Source organism: Amycolatopsis sp. CA-211722 (assembly GCF_056828465.1).
Genome location: NZ_CP184752.1, coordinates 1,582,273 through 1,601,963 on the forward strand (window position 1 = coordinate 1,582,273; position 19,691 = coordinate 1,601,963).

Annotated in this window: 15 protein-coding genes and 1 tRNA gene; 5 read left to right on the plus strand and 11 right to left on the minus strand. The window is 68.8% G+C overall.

All coding sequences use genetic code 11. The features are described 5' to 3' along the window. Positions 1–181: 181 nt before the first annotated feature. From ACOCEP_RS07800 to ACOCEP_RS07820, 5 genes are all read right to left on the minus strand, one after another. A complete protein-coding gene (locus tag ACOCEP_RS07800; RefSeq protein WP_482336576.1) occupies positions 182–1,006 on the minus strand; it encodes a hypothetical protein in 825 nt (274 codons plus the stop codon). 486 nt (positions 1,007–1,492) lie between these two features. Further along, positions 1,493–2,620, minus strand: a complete 1,128-nt coding sequence (locus ACOCEP_RS07805; RefSeq protein WP_482336577.1) for a hypothetical protein — start codon at positions 2,618–2,620, stop codon at positions 1,493–1,495. A gap of 590 nt (positions 2,621–3,210) precedes the next feature. Continuing rightward, a complete protein-coding gene (locus ACOCEP_RS07810) occupies positions 3,211–3,840 on the minus strand; it encodes a hypothetical protein (protein WP_482336578.1) in 630 nt (209 codons plus the stop codon). Positions 3,841–4,546: 706 nt separating this feature from the next. Then, positions 4,547–4,619, minus strand: a tRNA-Thr gene (locus ACOCEP_RS07815). Positions 4,620–4,663: 44 nt separating this feature from the next. Continuing rightward, positions 4,664–6,235, minus strand: coding sequence for an alkaline phosphatase D family protein (locus ACOCEP_RS07820; RefSeq protein WP_482336579.1), 1,572 nt, complete (start codon positions 6,233–6,235; stop codon positions 4,664–4,666). 149 nt (positions 6,236–6,384) lie between these two features. Between ACOCEP_RS07820 and ACOCEP_RS07825 the strand changes: the two genes are divergently transcribed. The 3 genes from ACOCEP_RS07825 (at position 6,385) to otsB (ending at position 12,057) form a co-directional block, all read left to right on the plus strand. Continuing rightward, a complete protein-coding gene (locus ACOCEP_RS07825) occupies positions 6,385–7,959 on the plus strand; it encodes a threonine/serine exporter family protein (protein ID WP_482336581.1) in 1,575 nt (524 codons plus the stop codon). Between the two features lie 81 nt (positions 7,960–8,040). Next, entirely contained in the window at positions 8,041–9,492 is a 1,452-nt protein-coding gene (locus tag ACOCEP_RS07830; RefSeq protein ID WP_016337688.1) for an alpha,alpha-trehalose-phosphate synthase (UDP-forming), read from the plus strand. Positions 9,493–9,528: 36 nt separating this feature from the next. Further along, positions 9,529–12,057 (plus strand): trehalose-phosphatase, encoded by a 2,529-nt coding sequence (gene otsB, locus ACOCEP_RS07835; protein WP_482336583.1) that lies wholly within the window; start codon positions 9,529–9,531, stop codon positions 12,055–12,057. A gap of 184 nt (positions 12,058–12,241) precedes the next feature. Here the strand turns inward: otsB and ACOCEP_RS07840 are convergent, their stop codons facing one another. The 4 genes from ACOCEP_RS07840 to ACOCEP_RS07855 all read right to left on the minus strand — a co-directional run bounded on the left by ACOCEP_RS07840 (position 12,242) and on the right by ACOCEP_RS07855 (position 15,518). Next, positions 12,242–12,514, minus strand: coding sequence for a MoaD/ThiS family protein (locus tag ACOCEP_RS07840; RefSeq protein ID WP_482336584.1), 273 nt, complete (start codon positions 12,512–12,514; stop codon positions 12,242–12,244). Further along, a complete protein-coding gene (locus tag ACOCEP_RS07845) occupies positions 12,515–13,567 on the minus strand; it encodes a WD40/YVTN/BNR-like repeat-containing protein (protein WP_482336586.1) in 1,053 nt (350 codons plus the stop codon). It abuts the gene before it with no gap. Between the two features lie 212 nt (positions 13,568–13,779). Next, complete coding sequence (locus ACOCEP_RS07850; RefSeq protein WP_482336587.1) at positions 13,780–14,736, minus strand: glycoside hydrolase family 6 protein; 957 nt, start codon at positions 14,734–14,736, stop codon at positions 13,780–13,782. Between the two features lie 116 nt (positions 14,737–14,852). Beyond that, positions 14,853–15,518 carry a C39 family peptidase gene (locus ACOCEP_RS07855; protein ID WP_482336588.1) on the minus strand — a complete coding sequence of 222 codons (666 nt, stop codon included), beginning with the start codon at positions 15,516–15,518 and terminating at the stop codon, positions 14,853–14,855. A gap of 158 nt (positions 15,519–15,676) precedes the next feature. Here ACOCEP_RS07855 and ACOCEP_RS07860 point away from each other — a divergent pair, with 158 nt between their 5' ends. Then, positions 15,677–16,327 carry an RNA polymerase sigma factor gene (locus tag ACOCEP_RS07860; RefSeq protein WP_482336590.1) on the plus strand — a complete coding sequence of 217 codons (651 nt, stop codon included), beginning with the start codon at positions 15,677–15,679 and terminating at the stop codon, positions 16,325–16,327. Beyond that, positions 16,314–17,447: a CU044_5270 family protein gene (locus ACOCEP_RS07865; RefSeq protein WP_482336592.1), complete on the plus strand. Its 1,134-nt coding sequence runs from the start codon at positions 16,314–16,316 to the stop codon at positions 17,445–17,447. The genes ACOCEP_RS07860 and ACOCEP_RS07865 overlap by 14 nt, the downstream gene beginning before the upstream one ends. On the opposite strand, the gene radA is transcribed toward ACOCEP_RS07865, so the two are convergent. Next, positions 17,444–18,802 (minus strand): DNA repair protein RadA, encoded by a 1,359-nt coding sequence (radA, locus tag ACOCEP_RS07870; RefSeq protein ID WP_482336594.1) that lies wholly within the window; start codon positions 18,800–18,802, stop codon positions 17,444–17,446. The genes ACOCEP_RS07865 and radA overlap by 4 nt on opposite strands. 112 nt (positions 18,803–18,914) lie before the next feature. Further along, on the minus strand, positions 18,915–19,634 hold the full coding sequence (locus ACOCEP_RS07875; RefSeq protein ID WP_482336596.1) for a copper chaperone PCu(A)C domain-containing protein: 720 nt from the start codon (positions 19,632–19,634) through the stop codon (positions 18,915–18,917). Positions 19,635–19,691: the final 57 nt, after the last annotated feature.

Below are 19,691 nucleotides of genomic sequence, written 5' to 3' on the forward strand. Positions count from 1 at the left end.
GGTCGGTTTCGCGGCGTCGAGATCGGAGGTAGCTGACGCTGACGAGGTCGCAGGCATATCCACCACGACCGGCGAAGGTTTCGACTGCGGAGCAGGCGATTGCGCATCAGGATCGCGGCCCACCGGGCTGCGCCCGCCGGTCGAGAGGTGCGGGCGCGAGAACCCTGTGCCGAATGAGGAGTCATGGCTTCGAGGACGAGGCGTCCTCCGGCGAGATCCTGGCTCTGAGTGCCATCACCGGCACCGGGTACCAGCCCGGCCTCAACGGACCGTGCTCGAACAGGACGACCATCGAAGAGTCCGTGCCACCAACCCAGGCCGAGAGCAGCCGCTGCCCCTCCTTGTGCCCAGCACGATAAGTCGACTCGACAGTACGGACTTCGATCACGCTGCCGTCCTCGAACTCGACGGTGATCACGGACGGTTCGAACGGCGTGCCGTAAGGCCTTCGCACGGTGATCGACTTCGTGGCGCGCCAACCCGTCTGCCGCACCGCCCGATATCTCCGTGCCCAGCCCTTCATCGCCGCCAGACTCATCGGTACCGCGATCACCGAGACCAGCACGGCGAGAAGATGAACCGCTGCCACGACACCGTTGAAACCGGCCGCGCCGGTGACAATGCTCGTGGCCGCCATCAGGAAGGCAAGAACCCAGAACGCGGCGAAGAAACCCGCGTTACGGCTCACGGCACGCAGCCGCAGGGTCGCCACCTCGAACGCCACTCCCCCGGTTCCACTCAGCCAGGTCGTCACCGGCGTCTGCCGGATCTGCCGCTGTTGCTTCATAGCGGCGAGCCCGGTGACCACGGCCAGCAGGGCCGACGCCGACATCAGCATCACGTCGACGACGAATTCGGTCCCGCCCACCCAGAATCGGCCGTACCGGTTCAGGCCAGACCACAGCATCCCGCCGAAGACCACAACACCCAGGAGCCCGCCCACGGTGGCGTAGAACAGGTGGAAGCGCCGCAGCATCACTCCGTCCACCGCGCTGGGGCCCGCCATGGCGCCGTTCCGGGGTGGTAAACGCGAATCCCTGGAGACGTCCCCGCCTACCCGAACTCCGATGATCCGGGAGCCGTCTCGGCCGCCTAGTCCAGGCGCAGGCGTCCGCTGCCGCGCGGCCCGTCTCTGCCGACGGTTCATCGGCCTGCCCACCTGCTTCTCGGTCATACCCGAAACACGTCCCACCTCGACCGCCAGTTGCCTCAAAGGGGCAAACGGCACGTCACGACCATCCACGGACTCACCTCGCTCGACGAGCACGTCACGGAACGACCCAGCACCCCTCGGCCATACGGTCGAGTAGCACGTCCAAGTCGGGCTATATCGCACGCTCGAATATGTGCACTGCACCAGCAGTGACGGAAGCTGGTTGACACGTCCCTCGTTTGCTGGGATCTCAGGTGTTGCCACCAGCTCCGCTCCGTCCGGTGTAGACGGTCGTTGTCTACTTCGGTGGCACTGTCAGGCGAAGCCTCTGGCGACTGCTCAGCGGTCGCTTTCGGTGTTGGCTTCGTCGGCTCGTTCGCGGTTGCGCTGCTGCCGCTCGCGTTCTCGTCGGCTGTAGGTCGCCCGGCGGACGCGGTCCTCGTCCTCGAGGCTGGAACCCACCGCACCGGCGACGATCCCCACCGAAGTCGCCAGCCACACCAGCTTCAGATAGGAGGCCGGGCCGGCCGGGTGGCCGAGGACCTGCGCGAAGTACGTGCCTTCGACGAACACGATCGACGCCAAAAGCGCCAGCCCGAAAAGAATGACGTACATGCAGGCAACACCGATCGCCAGTGTCAGCGCGGTCGAGACGTTGTACAGCAACGCTTTCCGTCGTTCGAGGTGCCCGGACGGCGAATCCCAGAGATGGTTGTGCACCATCAGCCAGCCCGCCATCACCACGATCGCCAGCGCGGTGATCCCCGCCAGCCGCAGCTCCGGAAGGGCCTCCGCGAGCTTCCAGAACGAGGTGGTGACAATGCCGTACGCGGCGGTAGCCGCCGCGGCAGCGGCCGCCCCGGCGAGGTTGGGCACCAGCCTCCACGGCCGGTTGTCCCGGATCATCCCGGCGAGCAGCCGCATCCGGCCGCGTAAACCCACCAGGGCCAGGTGCTCATCGGCGTCGCTGCGACCGCGAATGTGCCGCGTCGGCGCGACCAGATCCCGTAGCCGGTCGAGGATCCGGCGCGGCGGATCGGCCGCCTTCGCCGAGCGGTGCGCGACCAGATGCCGGACCAGGTGGACGATCAGCCGGGACACCCGGCCGCGCAGCCGCAGGGCACCGAGTGCGGGCAGCGACACCATCGCCACACCGTGATCGACGTTGTAGTCCGAGGCGATCGGGACCGTACCGGCTCGCCTTGGAAGATCGGTGATCAGCACCAGCAGGTCCCATTCGTGCTCCGCCCGCCGCTCCTTCGCCAGGTCCAGCATCGGGATGTTCCCGTTCTCGTCGAGCGGCAACGACCGCGTCTCATGCTCGACGTGCCAGGTCGTCTCGTCATCGAGGTCACGGGCCAAGCGAGCGGGCAGACCGTCCACAACTCTCCCGGCGAGCTGCCGGGGAAATCCGTCGTCGGTCACCAAGCCCACCACAAGGGTCTCCGGCACGCGCTGAGCAGTCATACTGGGGCCTTTCCGCGAAGTCACGGTCAAGTTCCCGGGTGCCCGATCTGCTCACCCGCAAACGGCTTGGCCGACAGTGACCGGGCCGACCTGCGGCTTCCCTCTCCGCAAGGCGCCGGATCAGCTCCCACCAGACGCGTCCCCGCCTCGACGGTGGACTGCCACCCCGCTGAGCAGAGCGCCGATCCGCGACGAGACCCGACACCGGCGAAACCAGCTTCGAGACCACCGCACTCGACTGGACGACCTCAGACACCCTCCCCTTCGTCCCGCTGACTGGCCGAGCCGACGGAGTGTCGCCACCCAACCAGGCGAGCCCGACGCGATCCCCGACAAATGCCGCTGCCACGCGGGGACAACAACCCTGGCAAGTCACACCTATCGCTGACACGGGCGCACGCGCTCGAATACGCGCGCTGCACCAGTAGAACGAGCAAAGCGGCAGTTCCCCTCATCCGATGCGGGCTCGAGCGGCCGGACGGTCTGATCGCGGCGTGCGCCCCAGCATCCGCGGCCGCGGGGCCCGCACCGTTCCCGGCGGGCGCCATACCCACGCGACGTGAGAGCTGCCGACCGTGCTGACGCAGTGTTCACCAGCCCGATTCGACCGGAAAGGGAAAGTTCTCACTGAGGTAAACTCGAACTAGTTCCGCAGCGCGAACCAGGTCATCATATGTCTGATTCATGTCTTGGATGATCTCGTAGGTTTCACGAGGGGTTCCCGTATTCGAGGTAAACCACTCATCGAAGATCCTGCGATTCTTCTTGACCCAGTCCGCTCGCGCTTCCACGGCCGACTCGAACTGGCCCAATAGATCCGGGCTGTAAGCCTGGAGGATCGTCCTCAGCGAGCGCCTCGCCGCTTGCCGGCGACCTGACGCGCGCCAGCGCTTCAACAACGGCGCGTGCCCGTCCACTATTCGATTAATATCACTCCGAGTGGTCTCGATATAGCCGGTATAGCCAAAACCGAACCATTTCCTGTTCGCCGTCTGACTCGGGGGCTTCAGCACGCTTTCACCATGGGAAAGCTTCTGGTATGCATACTCTTTCGTGTCAGCCGCATCCTCACACCAGGCGACAAGCAGGCTGAAAAGTTCAAGCAACGACTCGCGGGCGTTCGGCCACTGAATCGGCGGGTTCGCCTGCTTCAGTCCCCGAGCAACCGCAGTACCGACTTTCGCGACAACCGCCGCCTCGCTCGGTCCTGGTAACGGCATAGCACCTCAACTCCTACGCGTATCGTCCACCGAGGCCAGATCCATCTTTTGAGAGTAAGGCACGTCGAGCTGGAACACGGGCCCGGAATCTCTCAAGTTCGACCAATCACGCGACGCCCCTCCCGCAGCGTATGCGTGGCGGGGCCGGCCTGCCGCGAGCTCAGCTTGTTGAACAGTTGAAGACATCAAATCCAATGCAACCTGGACCGCCCGGATTCGCCGCTGTAAAGACTTCCCCGGAACTTTCGCGCCGCCTCGCCATAAAGGAAGGCTGTACCCTTTCACCAGCGACAGCTGATGCCTCTTGAGTCCCGATGGACGCGTCATCCAGACAACCGGCCAGCCTTCCCGTGAATCAGAGCTGCTTGCCAGCGGCATGGCGAGGCTCCGGCCCGGCCGTCTGGCCGAGGGTTATCCAGGAGTTTGTTCGCGGCACGCGACATTTTCGCCTGCGCGGCGGCGGCGCCCGTGAGCAAGGTCGCGCCAATACGAGCCATCCGCAGTCGCCGCGATCACGCAGGCTGTCGACCAAGAGCGCGAGTGGCGTCCCCGTCATCCTCGGCTTCGCCGGTCTGTGTCGCGCAGTGCCGGGGTTTCACAAAGATGGTGCGCAGGTCGAAGACACGGAGCCCAATGGCGCCGAAGAAAACATGAACAAGACTCGCGAACCGCGACATATCAGCAGGTCAAGGCTATTTTGATCTTGAGCCGCCAAGGGGGCTCGAACCCCTGACCTTCTGTTTACAAGACAGATGCTCTACCAGCTGAGCTATAGCGGCCTTGCCCAGGACAGCCTGGGCGGGCCCAGTATATCGGCGCCCGTTCAGCCGTCCGCAAGGCGCACCCGGGGCTCCCCGGCCACCGCCCGGAAGGCGTGCGCGAACGTCACGGCGGTCGCCGGGTCGCGGCGGTCGGCGACGTAGTACCAGTTCATCCGGACGGCTTCCGGGGTCACTTCGAGGACGCCGGGGCCGTGCGAGTCGAGTTCGACGAAGCGCACGTGCGGGTTCAGCGCCCGGATCGCGGCCTCCACCTTCAGCGAGCCGGTCCGCGGCGGGACACCGAGCTGCTCGTCGATGTTGTCCGAGGTGACCGACGGGCAGACGAACTCCACGGCGACGCTCGTCCCGTCCCGCGGCACGTCGTTCGCCCACGATGAGTGGACGTCGCCGGTCAGGAACACCGTGTTGCCCCGGCCCCGCTCGGCGATGGTGTCGAGAACCCGGCGACGGTCGGCGGTGTAGCCGTCCCACTGATCGGTGTTCACCGTGGTCGGCTGGTCGTCGAGCAGATCGCCGAGCGCGAGCCGTTCGCGGGTGGGCAGCGCGGGGATCTTGATCGGCGTGACCATCACCGAGTTCCCGATCAGGTTCCAGGACGCGGTCCCGCGCGCGAGGCCGTCGAGGAACCACTGCCACTGATCGGCGCCGAGGATGGTGCCGTCCGTCCCCGAAGCCTGTCCGGGTTGCCGCGTCCGGTACGTCCGCAGGTCCAGCATGGTGAGGTCGGCCAGCCGCCCGAATTTCAGCCGCCGGTACAGCCGGTCGCCGCGATGCCGCACCGGCATCCATTCGAAGTACGCCTGGTGCGCGGCCCGCATCCGGTCCGCCCAGTCGCCCTCGGTCGCCGGGTCGTGTGACGGCGATCCGCCGGACCAGGCGTTGTCGGCGGCCTCGTGGTCGTCCCAGGTCGCGACCATCGGGTGACGGGCGTGAAGCCGCCGGAGGTGCTCGTCGGTCTTGTACATCGCGTGCCGTTGCCGGTAGTCGGCCAGGGTGATCAACTCGTTGGGCGGTACCGAAGGCCGGAGATCACTTGCAGGGTTGGGATTCCCTTCGTAGAGGTAGTCACCCAGGTGAATGAAGGCGTCGAGGTCGTCACGGTCGGCCAAATAGCCGTAGGGGGCGAAGTGACCGACAGCCCAGTTGGCACACGAGACCACGCCGAACCGCAGGCTCGCGACTTCCTCGTCGTGCGATGGCGCGGTGCGTGTCCGCCCGGCCGGCGAGACCTTCCCCTGAGCCGTGAACCGGTACCAGTACCCGGTCGACGCGCACAGTCCGCCGGCCGTCACCTTCACCGTGTGGTCGCGTTCCGGGCCGGTCCGAAGGTGACCGCGAGCGACGACGCGGGTGAATCCGGCGTCCTCGGCCACCTCCCACCGGACGTCCACCGCCGCCCCTTTTCCGGATCCCGGAACCGCGTCCGGCGAGGGCGTGACACGGGTCCAGAGCAGGACCGAATCGGGCATCGGATCGCCCGACGCCACCCCGTGCGCGAAAACCGGGGCCTCCGCCCCGCTAGATGCACCCGAAAGAGTGAACGTCGCCGCTGTTCCGGCGGCGGTGACCCCAGCCACACGAAGGATGGATCGCCTGCTCACGGAGGACGCCATGGCATGCAGTGTGCCGTAAACCGGCACCCTCGCGATGATCTTCCTCAGACGTGGTGGACGCCACTTCGGGTTTCCTGCAACGGTCGAGGCACCGGCCCCGATGCTCCTCGGGAAAGTCCCTCGAACCAGAGTGAGGAGGTGGATCGATCATGAAGATCAACGAGCACACCAAGGGGGCCCAGCGCGGCGAACCCAGTCAGCACGGTGTCGAAAAGAACCAGGACGAAACACCCGAACGTGGCGAATGGCTGCTGGAAGCGCCGCGCCAGCGTGACGGAGAGCGATCGATCCCCCAGGCTCGCTCGCACCGGCCGAATCTGCTGCGCCGCCGCGCGTGGCAGATCCTCGAGGCGCCGACGGCGGAGCAGCCCGCCGTCGAGGCCGACGAGGCGATGGGCCCGAAACCGCCCGACGACTCGACGGTCAACTTCGTCCTGGACCTGGCCCTGCGCATCGGCGAGGTCCAGATGTCGAGCGGCGCCGGCGCCTCCGACGTCACGGCGACGATCATCGCGCTGACCTCCGCGCTGGGCCTCCCGCACTGCGAGGTCGACGTGATCTTCACGTCGATCACGGTGACCTGCCACCGAGGCACCGACATGGCCCCGGTGACGGCGCTGCGCGTGGTCCGCTCACGCAGCCTCGACTACACGCGGCTCACCCAGACCGAGACGCTGGTCCGCCGGATCGTCCGCGGCAACATCGGCGCCGAAGAGGCCCAGCAGGCCCTCCAGCGGATCACCTCAGCGCCGCACCCGTACCCCCGCTGGGTGGCCACGGCCGCCTGGGGCGGGCTGGCCGCGTTCATCACGCTGATCCTCGGCGGCAGCATCGACGTCGCGCTGGTCGCGCTCGTGATCAGCGCGGTCATCGACCGCCTCGGCCGTTTCCTCAACCGCTTCGCGCTGCCGTTCTTCTTCCAGCAGGTGATCGGCGGCCTGGTCGCGACCCTGTCGGCGATGGCGATAGTCAGCAGCAATCTGCTCACCACGGACAAACCCACGCTGGTGGTCGCGGCGGCCGTCACCGTGCTGCTGTCCGGTCTCTCCACGGTTTCCGCCGTGCAGGACGCCATCACCGGCTACTACGTCACGGCGGCCGGGCGCACGATGGAAACCGCGCTGATGAGTGCCGGGCTGATCGCGGGTGTGGTGCTGGCCTTGAAGCTGGCGCTGCTGCTCGGTCTCCCGCTGACGCCGCTGCCCGAGGTCGTCTCGTCGACGCCGCAGGACCTGCCGATCATCATCCTCGGCAGCGTCGGCGCGTCGGCCTGCTTCGCGCTGGCTTCGTACTCGACGCTGCGCGCGATGATCGTCGCCGGAGCGGCGGGCGCCATCGGCGGCGCGGTCTACGGCGCCTTGATGCTGACGGATTTCCAGGCCGTCAGTTCGTCCGCCGTCGCCGCCACGCTGGTCGGTTTCTGCGGCGGCGTGCTCGCCAGGCGGCTCAAGGTCACCCCGCTGGTGGTGGCTGTGTCCGGCATCACGCCCCTCCTCCCCGGCCTCTCCACCTATCGTGGTCTATACCAATTGGGCGTCGAGCCCGGCGGGAACATCTCGACGCTGATGACCGCGGTCGCGATCGGGCTTGCCCTGGCAGCGGGTGTGGTACTCGGCGAATACCTCGCGCAGCCGGTGCGGACGGGCCTCGGCAGGCTCGAACGCAAGTTCGCCGGGCCGAGGATGGCGGGCCCGATGGAACCCGCCGAACGACGCTTGGAGTGATCGCTCGCCGACGGGCCGTGGCCTCCTCGCGCGATAGGGTTTCCGCTTAGGGCAGCGACCCGCGAATCGAGGGAGCGGCTGGTGGACGAAGTGATTGCCGAGACGAGCAGAACGGCCTCCGCGGATTTCGTGGTGGTGGCGAACCGGCTCCCGGTGGACCTCGAACGGACCGCCGACGGAAGCAGGCGCTGGACGGCGAGCCCGGGCGGGCTGGTGTCCGCGCTGGAACCGTTCCTGCGGTCACGCAAGGGAGCCTGGGTCGGGTGGCCGGGTGTGCCCGACGTCGACGTCGAGGAGTTCGACGACGACGGCCTGGTGCTGCACCCGGTCTCCCTGACGTCGGACGACGTCCGCGACTACTACGAAGGCTTCTCCAACGCGACGCTCTGGCCGCTCTACCACGACGTGGTGGCCCGGCCGGTGTTCGACCGCAGCTGGTGGGAGTCCTACGTCCGGGTGAACCGGCGCTTCGCCGAGGCGAGCGCGAAGGTCGCCGCCGAGGGCGCGACCGTCTGGATCCAGGACTACCAGCTGCAACTGGTCCCGGCGATGCTCCGCGAACTGCGTCCCGACCTCCGGATCGGGTTCTTCCTGCACATCCCGTTTCCCCCGGTCGAGTTGTTCATGCAGATGCCCTGGCGCACCGAGATCGTGCGCGGCCTGGTCGGGGCCGACCTCGTCGGGTTCCACCGGCCGGGTGGCGCGCAGAACTTTCTCTGGCTGGCGCGGCAGCTGGCCGGGCTCGAATCCAGCCGCGGCGCGGTCGGCATCCGCACCCGCCCCGGCCTGATGCAGGTCGGCGACCGCACGGTGCGGGTCGGCGCGTTCCCGATCTCCATCGACGCCATCGGCCTCGACAAACTCGCCAAGACCAAGGGCGTCGCCGAACGCGCCGCCCAGCTGCGGCGCGACCTGGGCAACCCGAAGAAGGTCCTGCTCGGCGTCGACCGGCTCGACTACACCAAGGGCATCGACCTGCGGCTGCAGGCGTTGCACGAGCTGCTGCACGAAGGCCGGGTCCGCCCGGAGGACGTGACGTTCGTCCAGCTGGCCACCCCGAGCCGCGAACGCGTCGAGCACTACCAGCGGATGCGCGGCGACATCGAGCAGATGGTCGGGCGGATCAACGGGGAGTTCGCCCGCGTGGGTCACCCGGTCGTGCATTATCTCCACCAGTCCGTGAACCGGACGGAGCTGGCCGCGTTCTTCTCCGCGGCCGACGTCATGGTGGTCACTCCCTTGCGTGACGGGATGAACCTCGTCTGCAAGGAGTACGTCGCCTGCCGCCACGACCTGGGCGGTTCGCTCGTGCTTTCGGAGTTCGCCGGTGCCGCGGCGGAGCTCACCAGCGCGCTCCTGGTCAACCCGCATGACCTGGACGGGGTGAAGAACGCCTTGGAGACTGCCATTACGCTCGACCCCGCAGAGGGACGCCGCCGTATGCGCGCCATGCGTCGACAGGTCCTCACGCATGACGTCGACCGCTGGGCGCGCTCGTTCCTCCAAGCGCTCGGTGCCGAACCGGCCGACTGATTCCCCATCCCCCGCTACGTTCCCGAGGAGAAATCGTTGACCGCCGAGGCACTGCCCGCCGAGCTGCGGCGTGCGATCGTCCAGGTCGCGCGAACCCCGCGGTTGCTGGTCGCCTGCGACTACGACGGCACGCTGGCTCCGATCACGGCCAACCCGGACGAAGCCCGGCCGCTGCCCGAATCGGTCGGCGCGCTGAGGTCGCTGGCCGGCCTGCACGAGACGACCACCGCGGTCATCTCCGGCCGCGCGCTGCGTGATCTCGCCACCCTGTCCCGTCTCCCGGCCGAGGTGAACCTGGTCGGCAGCCACGGGTCCGAATTCGACATCGGCTTCATCCACGCGCTCGACGACAAGGCCCGCGAGCTGCACAGACGGCTCGAAGCCGAGCTGGAGAACCTCGTGCTCGACGTGCCGGGCGTCTCGCTCGAGGTCAAGCCCGCGAGTATCGCGGTGCACGTCCGCCGCGCCGAGCACGAGGCGGGCCGCCGGGTCCTGCGCGATGTCCACAATGGACCCGCGTTGTGGGAGGGCGTGTCCACCACCGACGGCAAGGAGGTCGTCGAGCTCGCGGTCGTCCAGACGGACAAGGGCCGCGCGCTGGACACCCTGCGCCACCAGGTCGGCGCGACGGCCGCGGTCTTCCTCGGCGACGACGTCACCGACGAGAAGGCGTTCGCCCGGATCTCCGGCCCGGACCTCGGCGTGAAGGTCGGCGACGGCGAAAGCCTCGCGCAGTACCGCGTCCCGGACACCGTCGACGTCGCGATGGCGCTCGCCTTCCTCCTCGAAGAGCGGCGCAACTGGCTGTACGGCGAGCAGGCGCCGCCGATCGAACGGCTTTCCATGCTGGCCAACGAACGCTCGGTCGCGCTGGTCACGCCGGACGCCCGGCTGACCTGGCTGTGCCACCCCGGGCCCGACGCGCCCGCGATCTTCGCGGACCTGCTCGGCGGCGCCGGCGCCGGCCATTTCTCGATCAAACCGCACCGCAACGGCCTGCCGCTCGGGCAGCGTTACCTGCCGAACACGATGACGGTCGAGACCCGCTGGTCACGGCTGCTCGTCACCGACTACCTCGAACCGGAGAGCCCCGCGCACCGCACGGATCTCGTCCGGGTGATCTCGGGCGAGGCGGCGGCGGAGATCGTGTTCGCGCCGCGGCCGGAATTCGGTGGCGTACCGGTGAAGCTGGTCGCCGAGGGCGACGGGATCCTGGTGCAGGGCACCTCGGAACCGTTCGCCCTGCGCTCGCCGGGTGTCGAGTGGGAGATCACCTCCGACGGGATGAACGACACCGCGACGGCGCTCGTCACCCCCTCCCCGGAAAGGCCGGTGGTCCTCGAACTCCGTTGCGGCACCTCGGATCTCGGCGCGCACGAACTGTCCGAAGTGGACCGACGGGCCCGCGCGGGCGACTACTGGAGCACCTGGGCGCGGACGCTCAAGCTGCCCAGCGTCCAGACCGATCTCGTCGGCCGTTCGGCGCTCACCCTGCGCGGGCTGGTCAACACCGACACCGGCGGCGTGCTCGCGGCGGCGACGTCCTCGCTGCCGGAGGAGATCGGCGGCGTCCGCAACTGGGACTACCGCTACTGCTGGATCCGCGACGCGGCGATGACCGTGCGCGAACTGGTCCACCTCGGCTCGACCGAGGAGGCCGAAGGCTACCTCCGCTGGCTGCATGGCGTTCTGTCCACTTTGGCCGGTCCGGAGCGGCTGCACCCGCTGTACACCTTGGCGGGCAGCGTGATCGGCGCCGAAGCGGTCATCGAATCGCTGCCCGGGTACGCCGGTTCGCGGCCGGTCCGCGTCGGCAACCTGGCGAACCACCAGGTGCAGCTCGACGTGTTCGGCCCGGTCGTCGAGCTCGTGCAGACGCTGGCGGCGGCACGCGGTGAGCTCCGCGACGAGGACTGGCAGATGGTGCGCGCGATGGCCGAGGCCGTCACGCGGCGCTGGAACGAGCCGGACCACGGCATCTGGGAGGAGCGGCACGTGCCGCGCCACCGGGTGTACTCGCGGGTGATGTGCTGGGTGACCATCGACCGGGCGATCAAGCTCGGCGAGGTCTACGGCCGTGCGGTACCGGGCGCGTGGCCGACGCTGCGCGACGAGATCGCCGCGGACGTCCTGGAAAAGGGCTGGAACGAAGAGGTCCAGGCCTTCACCACCGCTTACGACGGCACGGATCTCGACGCCGCGTCGCTGTTCGTCGGGCTGACCGGGCTGATCGACCCGGCCGACCCGCGGTTCCAGTCCACGGTGACCGCGATCGAGGCGGAGCTGCGCAGTGGGTCCACTGTGTACCGCTACCGCCGCGACGACGGCCTTCCCGGCGGCGAGGGCGGCTTCCACATCTGCGCGGCCTGGCTCATCGAGGCGTACCTGCTCACCGGGCGGCGCACCGAGGCCGAGGAACTGTTCACGCAGATCGTCGACGCCGCGGGCCCGACCGGGCTGCTGCCCGAGCAGTTCGACCCGATCGCGGAGCGTTCGCTGGGCAACCACCCGCAGGCGTACTCGCACATCGGGCTGATCCGCTGCGCGAACCTGCTTTCCCAGTAGCTCGCTTCACGTGTCAGGAAAGGGTCGTTCAGGACATTTCTCGTCCTGAACGACCCTTTCCTGACATCCGGCGGCCCGGGCACGTCCGATCCGAGCGTCGCGAAAGCCACTTTCGGGACATCCGACGTCGCGAAAGTGGCTTTCGCGACACTCCGGACCGCCGGCGATGCGGAGAAGACCCCGCTCAGCCCCCGGCGACCGACGGGATGATCTGGACTTCCTTCACCTCGGCGAGTGAAGTCTTGGCCCCGTCGAGACGGCGGCATTCCTCACCGTCCACATAGAAGTTCACATAACGCCGCAGCGCACCGGTCTCGTCGCGCAGACGGCGTTCCAGCGCGGGGAACCCGGCGCCGAGCGAGTCCAGGACACCATCGAGCGTGGAGGCGTCGACTTCGAGCGCGCCGCGGCCGTCCGCGAGCGGCCGCAGCATCGCGGGCAGCAGGACCCGGACCATCTAGACCACCTGGGCCCGCACGCACAGCACGTCCGGCAGATGCGCGGCCACCTGATGCCAGGTGTCGCCTTCGTCGGGGCTCGCCCACACTTCACCGGATCGTGTGCCGAAGTAGACGCCGTCCCGCGAGTCCACGCACATCCCGTCCCGGAGCACTCCCGCGTAGAACCCCTTGTCCGGCAAGCCGTTTCCGAGACCTGTCCAGGTCTCGCCCGCGTCGTCGCTGCGGTAGACCCGGCAGCGGCCCTCCGGCGGGAAGCGCAGAACGTCCGCCACCAAGGGGAAGTTGTAGACGGTGTCCGGTTCGGACGGATGGACCACCATGGCGAACCCGAAGTCGTTCGGCAGGCCGCCGTCGATCGACCGCCACGTCTTCGCGTCGTCGTCGCTGCGGTAGACCCCGCCATGGTTCTGCAGGAAGAATCGCTCGGGACGCGACGGATGCATCGCGACCTTGTGCACGCACTGCCCGAATTCGGGCTCTTCGCCGGGCAGGAAACCGGCGCTGATCCCGCGGTTGGCCGCCGTCCAGCTCTTGCCGCCGTCCTCGGTGCGATAGACCCCGCCCGTCGACATGGCGACGGTGATCCGCCCCGGATCCGTGGGATGCGGCAGGATCGTGTGGATCATCTGGCCGCCGCCACCGGGAGTCCAATGTGGACGGTGCTCGTGATCCCACAGCCCGCGTACGAGCTCGAAGGTCTCGCCGCCGTCTTCGGACCGGAACAGCGCGGACGGCTCGACACCGGCGTAGACGACGTCCCCGGCGAGCACGATCTGCCAGATGCCTTCGAGCGCGGTCTCCGTGTCGGCGGGGAAGGCGACCGGCGCGTGATCGGGCTGGGACCAGGTCTCGCCGAAGTCCCCGGACGTCGCGATGGTCGGGCCGAAGTGCTCGTTGACCGCGGCCGCGTAGACCTTGGCGGGGGTCAGCGCGACCGCGCGCACGGCCTCCATCGGGAACTTCGGCTCGGAGAGTTCCCAGTTCTCGCGGTCCTCACTGCGGGCGAGGAACAAACCCTTCCTGGTACCGATCCCCAGCTGGAACTCCACGACGCCATCCTCTCGGCCGACACTGTGACTCAGGTCACCGTACTACCGGAAGCGCGTGAAGGCCCCCTTCCCTCGGCTCAGCCGAGGGAAGGGGGCCTTCACGCGAGTTGGAGGCGTCGCGCCGGCTGCTGTCCAAGGGGTCGTGGCCCTCGCCTTCTCGGGAGAACGAGGGTCACAGACGAACAGCCGGCGCGACGGGCTTGAAGGGGCGGTCAGGTCCCGCTGATCAGGCGCAGGGCCAGATCGGGGCTGAACTGACCGGCTTCGACGTTCGGCGCGATCCCGCACTTGCCGTCGGAGTCACCGGGCACCTTGACCCAGAGCAGCATCTCGGCGCCACCGCCGGTCTGCGAGGTCGCCCCGAGCTTGCGCCCGGCCGGGTTGCACCATTCGGAGCCCAGCGGGCCGTTGCCGTTGCGGCTGGTGTCGATCACGAACGGCTTGGTGTAGCCGTACTTGCTCGACAGCGCGGCGCTGACGGCCTTGCCGTAGTTCGCCGAGTCGGTGGTGGTCTTGTAGTTCGACACGTTGATCGCGAGACCGCGGATCGACTTCACCCCGACGGCGTTGAGCCGGTCGGCCATGGTCCCGGCGGGGATCCAGGTCGAGTTGCCGCCGTCCATGTACGCCCAGGTGTTCGGGGCCTTGGCGGCGAACTGCTCCGCGGCGTACTTGAGCAGATCGAGCCGGGTCTGACGCTCGCCGACGGGCAGGCAGTCGACCTGCGCGAGCGCGTCCGGCTCGATGACGACGACCGCGGGCTTGCCGCCGATACCGTCGGCGAAGTTCGAGATCCAGGTCCGGTACGCCTCGGGGCTGCCCGCGCCGCCACCGGAGTGACCGCCGCAGTCGCGGCCGGGGATGTTGTAGGCGACCAGGATCGGCAGCTTGTCGGCCACGTCGGCGGCGTAGGTGTAGCCGTCGACGGCGGTCTTGACGTTCCCGCTCCAGTTGCCGAACCAGCGCGCGCCCGCCTTGGTGGAGATGGCGGCCTTGATCTTGTCGGCGGTGCCGCCCGGGTGATCCCGCACCCAGACCGCGGGGTTGGAGTTCGGGTCGACGTAGAAGCCGTTGGTCTTCTCGAGGGGGTTGCCGTCGGCGGCCATGGCCGGCGAGGCGACCAGCGCCAGCAGCGAGGCGGCCAGCAGACCGAGCGTCTTGATGCGCATGCCCACCAGCTTCGAGCCCTCCCGTACAAGATTCGTACAACCCACGCGTTTCGTCCTCTGGACGCGATCCTTGCGCGTGCAAGGAACGCGTCCAGAGGACGAAACGCGGGAAGTGGTCAGGCCGAGTAGCCCTTCGGCGGGATCAGGGTGGCGAGCTGGTTGAAGGTGAGCCAGTAGATCTGGTTGCCGCCGAAGTTGGCCGGGTCGGCGATCTTCACCGTCATGTTGCCGCTGTCGTAGCCGATGATCGTGAAGTAGTGGTAGATCGTGTAGTTCGGGTAGCCCGGCGGGTGGTTGTTCGCCGGGGCGACGATGTTCGCGACGATCGCGTAGCCCTTGTCGACGTCCAGCACGATGTCGCGCCACAAGAGGTCGCGCTGCGCCTGGGTCGGCGGGTCGTTCGGCATCTCCTTGGTCTCGTACCAGCCACCGGCGACGTGGTTGTTGAGGACGCGGGTGACCTGCCCGATCCAGTCGGTGCCGTTCGTGCTGGTCGGCAGCTCGTTCGCGAGCTGCTGCTGGCTCGGCGGATTGCCGTTCTTGGCCGAGATGGCGATCCGGGTGGCGGCCGGGCCGCACCAGTATCCGGTCTCCTGGATCTGGTACTGGATGTTGAGCTCCGCGGCCGCCCTGACCCCTTCGACCTTGGCCGGCGGCGCCATCGACTTCACGAAATCGGGCGCGGGTACGACATGCTCGCCTTGGGCGACGGCCGCGACCGGAGCGGTGATCACTGCGGACACGGTGAGCGCGGCCACGACCGCGGTCCTGAGTCGGCGCATGGTAATCCTTCCCCAGTTTCACTTTTGAATGGTGAATAGTGAACATGGTCTCCGGTCCCGCGGCTTTTGTCTGCGGCGTCACCTGCGCTTTCCCCGATCGGCCCACGACGAAAGTAGGATCGGATGAACGCTTCCCTGGCCATCGGGCAAGAGCGATCGTGCAGGTGATGAAAGACGATCACGAGCAGGCCGGCACCGGCGGGCTGGACAGGCCGGATCTCGGTGGTCCGGATCCCGCTCCCGTCTTCGGCATGCTCTTCGACGCCCACGCGGCCCCGCTGCAGCGCTATCTCGCGCGCCGCGTCGGCACGGAGACCGCGCACGACCTCGTCGCCGAGACGTTCCTCGTGGCACTCCGGCGCCGCGAGACGTATCGCCCCGAAGCCGGCACGGCGCGCGCGTGGCTCTACGGGATCGCGACGAACCTGCTGCGCCACCACGTCCGCACGGAGACCCGGGCACTCACCGCGACGGCCCGGCTCGCGGCGGCCGGCCAGACGGTCTCGGCCGGACACGACGGCCGCGTCGCCGAACGGGTCGACGCCCAGTCCCGTGCGGCCCAGCTCGCGGGAGCACTGGCCGAACTGAGCGTCGCGGACCGCGACACCCTGCTGCTGGTCTCATGGGCCGGGCTGGACCCCGGCGAGGTCGCCGAGGCACTGGGCATTCCCGCCGGAACGGTCAGATCACGGTTGCATCGGATCCGGAGATGGCTGCGCGCCAACGCACCCGAGAGCACCACTGAGTCCACAGAGTCCACGGCGTCCACAGCGTCCACAAAGGAGGGAGGCGGAAATGCACGGCGATAACATCAGGAAGGTGTGGTCCGAGGCCGAACTCGACGAAGCGCTGGCCGGCCTCCACGCCGAGCCCGAAACCCGGCAGGACGAACTTTCCCGCGCCAGGGCCGCGCTCCTGCGCGCCGCCGGCGATGTCGAGGACGAACTCCTCCCCGCCACCGCGCCCCCGGTGAAGAAGCGTCCGGGTTCGTGGCGGTGGATCGCGGCGGCGGCCGCCGCGGCGCTGGTGTCCGGAGGCGGGATCGTGGCGACGAACGCCCTCACCGCCGACGACGGCCGGCATCCCGCGGCCCACTCCACCCTCGACCGGACCGAAGACGCGCTCGATGCCCTCCACGGCGACGACTTCCCGATCCGGGACGGCCAGTACCGGCTCGTCACCGAATCCACCTGGACGACGCACGTCACCGGGTCGGGGCTCGTCTACCAGACCCACGAGATCCTCGAACGATGGCTGCCGCCCCACAGCTGGATGCCGGTCAAGACGCGCTTCACCGGTACCGGGGAGGTCCGGTGGATCAAGGGCGACTACCAGACGGCCAAGTCCAGGGGCGAAACACTTCCGGGCCCGTCGTCCCACGTCACCTTGGCGGAAGGACGGCCGCCGACCACCACCACGTCACCTGGACCTCCTCCTCCGGTGAGGACCTCCGAGGATCGGCTTCCGTCGGAAAGCGGGTGGACCGACCCCACCCCGGAGTTCCTCGCCGAACTGCCCGCCGACCCGGCGAAGCTGGCCGAGCGGCTCCGCCGTGACGGCCTCTGGCCGGACGGCCGCTCGCCGGAGCAGCTGAACTCCACCCCCGAGATGTTCGTGATGGCCTTCAACGTCCTCCGCTCCTCCCAGGGCTTCGGCGCGATGCGGGTGGCACTGTGCAAAGCGCTCGCGAGGATGCCCGGCATCGCCGTGGCGAGCGTGGCCACTCCCGGCGGACGGCCCGCGGTGTCCTTCACGGTCGAGTTGCCGGACCGGACACGCACGTTCGTCGTCGACAGGGCGACGGCGGCCGTCGTCGGGAACCGCGCCGTGCGGTCCACCGGGCCGGACGAGGACTGGCCGGGGCTGACCCTGTTCGACACGACCATCTCCGTGGCGATCACCGACGACGACGGCCCCGAGCCCAGCTAACGCGCGTGCTTGGCGGCGTTGAGCGCGCTTCCGACGTCCGGGACCTCCAGCACCCGGATCCCCGGCGGGATCTTGCCGGAATCCGGCGGCACCAGCGCGTGGGTGAAGCCGAGCCGGGCGGCCTCCGCGAGCCGCCGCCCGACGCTCGGTACCCGCCGGACCTCGCCCGACAGCCCGACTTCGCCCATCGCGACGAGCTTGGGCGAAAGCGGCGTGTCCCGCGCTGAGGAGATCAGGGCCAGCACCACCGCGAGGTCGATCCCGGGCTCGGTGATCTTCATGCCGCCGACCGTCGCCACGTAGACGTCCTTGTCGCCGACCTTGATGTTCGCCCGTTTCTCGACCACCGCCAGCACCATCGCGACACGTGCCGAATCGAGGCCGCTCACCGCGCGCCGGGGCTGCGGTGACTGGGTCGCCGAAACGAGCGCCTGCACCTCGCCCAGCAGTGGCCGCTTGCCCTCCATGGTCACGGTGACCGCGGTGCCCGCGACCGGCTCCGCGGTGTGGCTGAGGAACAGGCCCGACGGGTCGGGCACGCCGACGATGCCCTCCTCGACCAGTTCGAAGCAGCCGATCTCGTCGGCGGCGCCGAACCGGTTCTTGATGCCGCGCAGCATCCGCAGCGTCGAATGCTTGTCACCCTCGAACTGCAGGACCACGTCGACCAGGTGCTCCAGCACCCGCGGCCCGGCCACCGACCCGTCCTTGGTGACGTGCCCGACCAGCACGATCGGCAGCCCGCGCTCCTTGGCCAGCGCGACCAGCCCGGAGGTGACCGCGCGGACCTGGGTGACGCCGCCCGGCGAGCCCTCCACCTGAGGCGAAGCCATGGTCTGGACCGAGTCGACGATCAGCACCCCCGGTTTGACCGCGTCGACATGGCCGAGGATGGCGGAGAGATCGCTCTCGGCCGCGAGGAACATCTCGTCGTGGACGTTGCCGGTGCGCTCGGCGCGCAGGCGTACCTGCCCCGCCGACTCCTCCCCGGTGACATAGAGCGCCCGGCCCGCGGTGGCCGCCCATTGGTAGGCGACCTCCAGCAGGAGGGTCGACTTGCCGACACCGGGCTCGCCCGCGAGCAGAATGACCGCGCCCGGCACGAACCCGCCGCCGAGCACCCTGTCCAGTTCCGAGACTCCGGTGGGCTTCGCGCGCGCCGTCTCGACGTCGACCTCGCCGATCGGGCGCGCCGGGGCGCTGGGCGCTCCCGCCGCGACCCTGGCTATCGCGGGGCGGGCGTCGCCGCGTTCCTCGATGGTCCCCCATGCCTGGCATTCGGGGCAGCGCCCGACCCACTTCGGCGCCTCGTACCCGCATTCACCGCAGCGGTAGGTGCTGCCTTTCTTGACCACCCCGCGAGGCTAGCGGCCACCACCGACAAACCCGGGCAACGACGCAGGTACGTGAAGGCCCCCTTCACTGCGCCTGGCGCAATGAAGGGGGCCTTCACGTACTTGGGAGAACTTAGTGCCCGCCGCCCTTGGCTTCCTTTTCCGGCGCGGGCGCCCGGCTGCCCGGGTGCGAGGGCGCCGCGACCGGCAGGTCCACCGTGACCGAACCGGAGTTCTTGAAGACGAAGGTGACCTTGATGGTCTGGCCCGCCCACACCGGCTGCTTGAGCCCCTGCAGCTCGATCGTGGCCTTGCCCACCTGGTCCGGCGCGTTGGTCGTCTCCGGACCGGCCGACGGCGTGACCGTCCCGGCGGAGCTCGACGGGGCACCGGAAGACGGGGCACCCGAGGACGGGGCACCCGAGGACGACGGCGCGCCCGAAGAAGACGCCGGCGCGGAGGACGGCGCGACCTCCTTGGTCGACTCGACCGCGTCGGACGGGCCGATCACGAGCGCGTGGCCCGCGGCGATGACCTTGGACCCGGCGATCTTGGCGTCACCGGCGGCGGCTTCGGAGGAGACGGAGACGAGCTCGTCGTCCAGCTTGCCCTGGTTCACGATGGTCAGCGTCAGCGGCGCGGCGGAACCGGCCGGGTACGCCTGCCCCTCGGTCGGGAACTGGAGCGCGGCGTTCCGCAGCACCAGGTCCTTCGCCTGCGCGTACGTCCCGTTGACCGCGGGCTGCTGCGAGTCGGTCTGGGTGATCTGACCAGCACCGCAGCCGGCGAGCACGAGCGCGGCGCCGAGCGCCAGCACACCTGCGCCGAACACGCGACGATTCTGCAGCCTCACGTCGGAGTCCTTCCATCTCACGGCCTCTTCACCGCGAAGACTAGCCGGGCGCCTCGG

What these genes read in the sequence shown, in the direction of transcription:
- ACOCEP_RS07800 (WP_482336576.1), bottom strand. Translation starts at nt 1,006, where the DNA reads ATGGCGGGCCCCAGCGCGGTGGACGGAGTGATGCTGCGGCGCTTCCAC.
- ACOCEP_RS07805 (WP_482336577.1), bottom strand. Translation starts at nt 2,620, where the DNA reads ATGACTGCTCAGCGCGTGCCGGAGACCCTTGTGGTGGGCTTGGTGACC.
- ACOCEP_RS07810 (WP_482336578.1), bottom strand. Translation starts at nt 3,840, where the DNA reads ATGCCGTTACCAGGACCGAGCGAGGCGGCGGTTGTCGCGAAAGTCGGT.
- ACOCEP_RS07820 (WP_482336579.1), bottom strand. Translation starts at nt 6,235, where the DNA reads ATGGCGTCCTCCGTGAGCAGGCGATCCATCCTTCGTGTGGCTGGGGTC.
- ACOCEP_RS07825 (WP_482336581.1), top strand. Translation starts at nt 6,385, where the DNA reads ATGAAGATCAACGAGCACACCAAGGGGGCCCAGCGCGGCGAACCCAGT.
- ACOCEP_RS07840 (WP_482336584.1), bottom strand. Translation starts at nt 12,514, where the DNA reads ATGGTCCGGGTCCTGCTGCCCGCGATGCTGCGGCCGCTCGCGGACGGC.
- ACOCEP_RS07850 (WP_482336587.1), bottom strand. Translation starts at nt 14,736, where the DNA reads ATGCGCATCAAGACGCTCGGTCTGCTGGCCGCCTCGCTGCTGGCGCTG.
- ACOCEP_RS07855 (WP_482336588.1), bottom strand. Translation starts at nt 15,518, where the DNA reads ATGCGCCGACTCAGGACCGCGGTCGTGGCCGCGCTCACCGTGTCCGCA.
- ACOCEP_RS07865 (WP_482336592.1), top strand. Translation starts at nt 16,314, where the DNA reads ATGCACGGCGATAACATCAGGAAGGTGTGGTCCGAGGCCGAACTCGAC.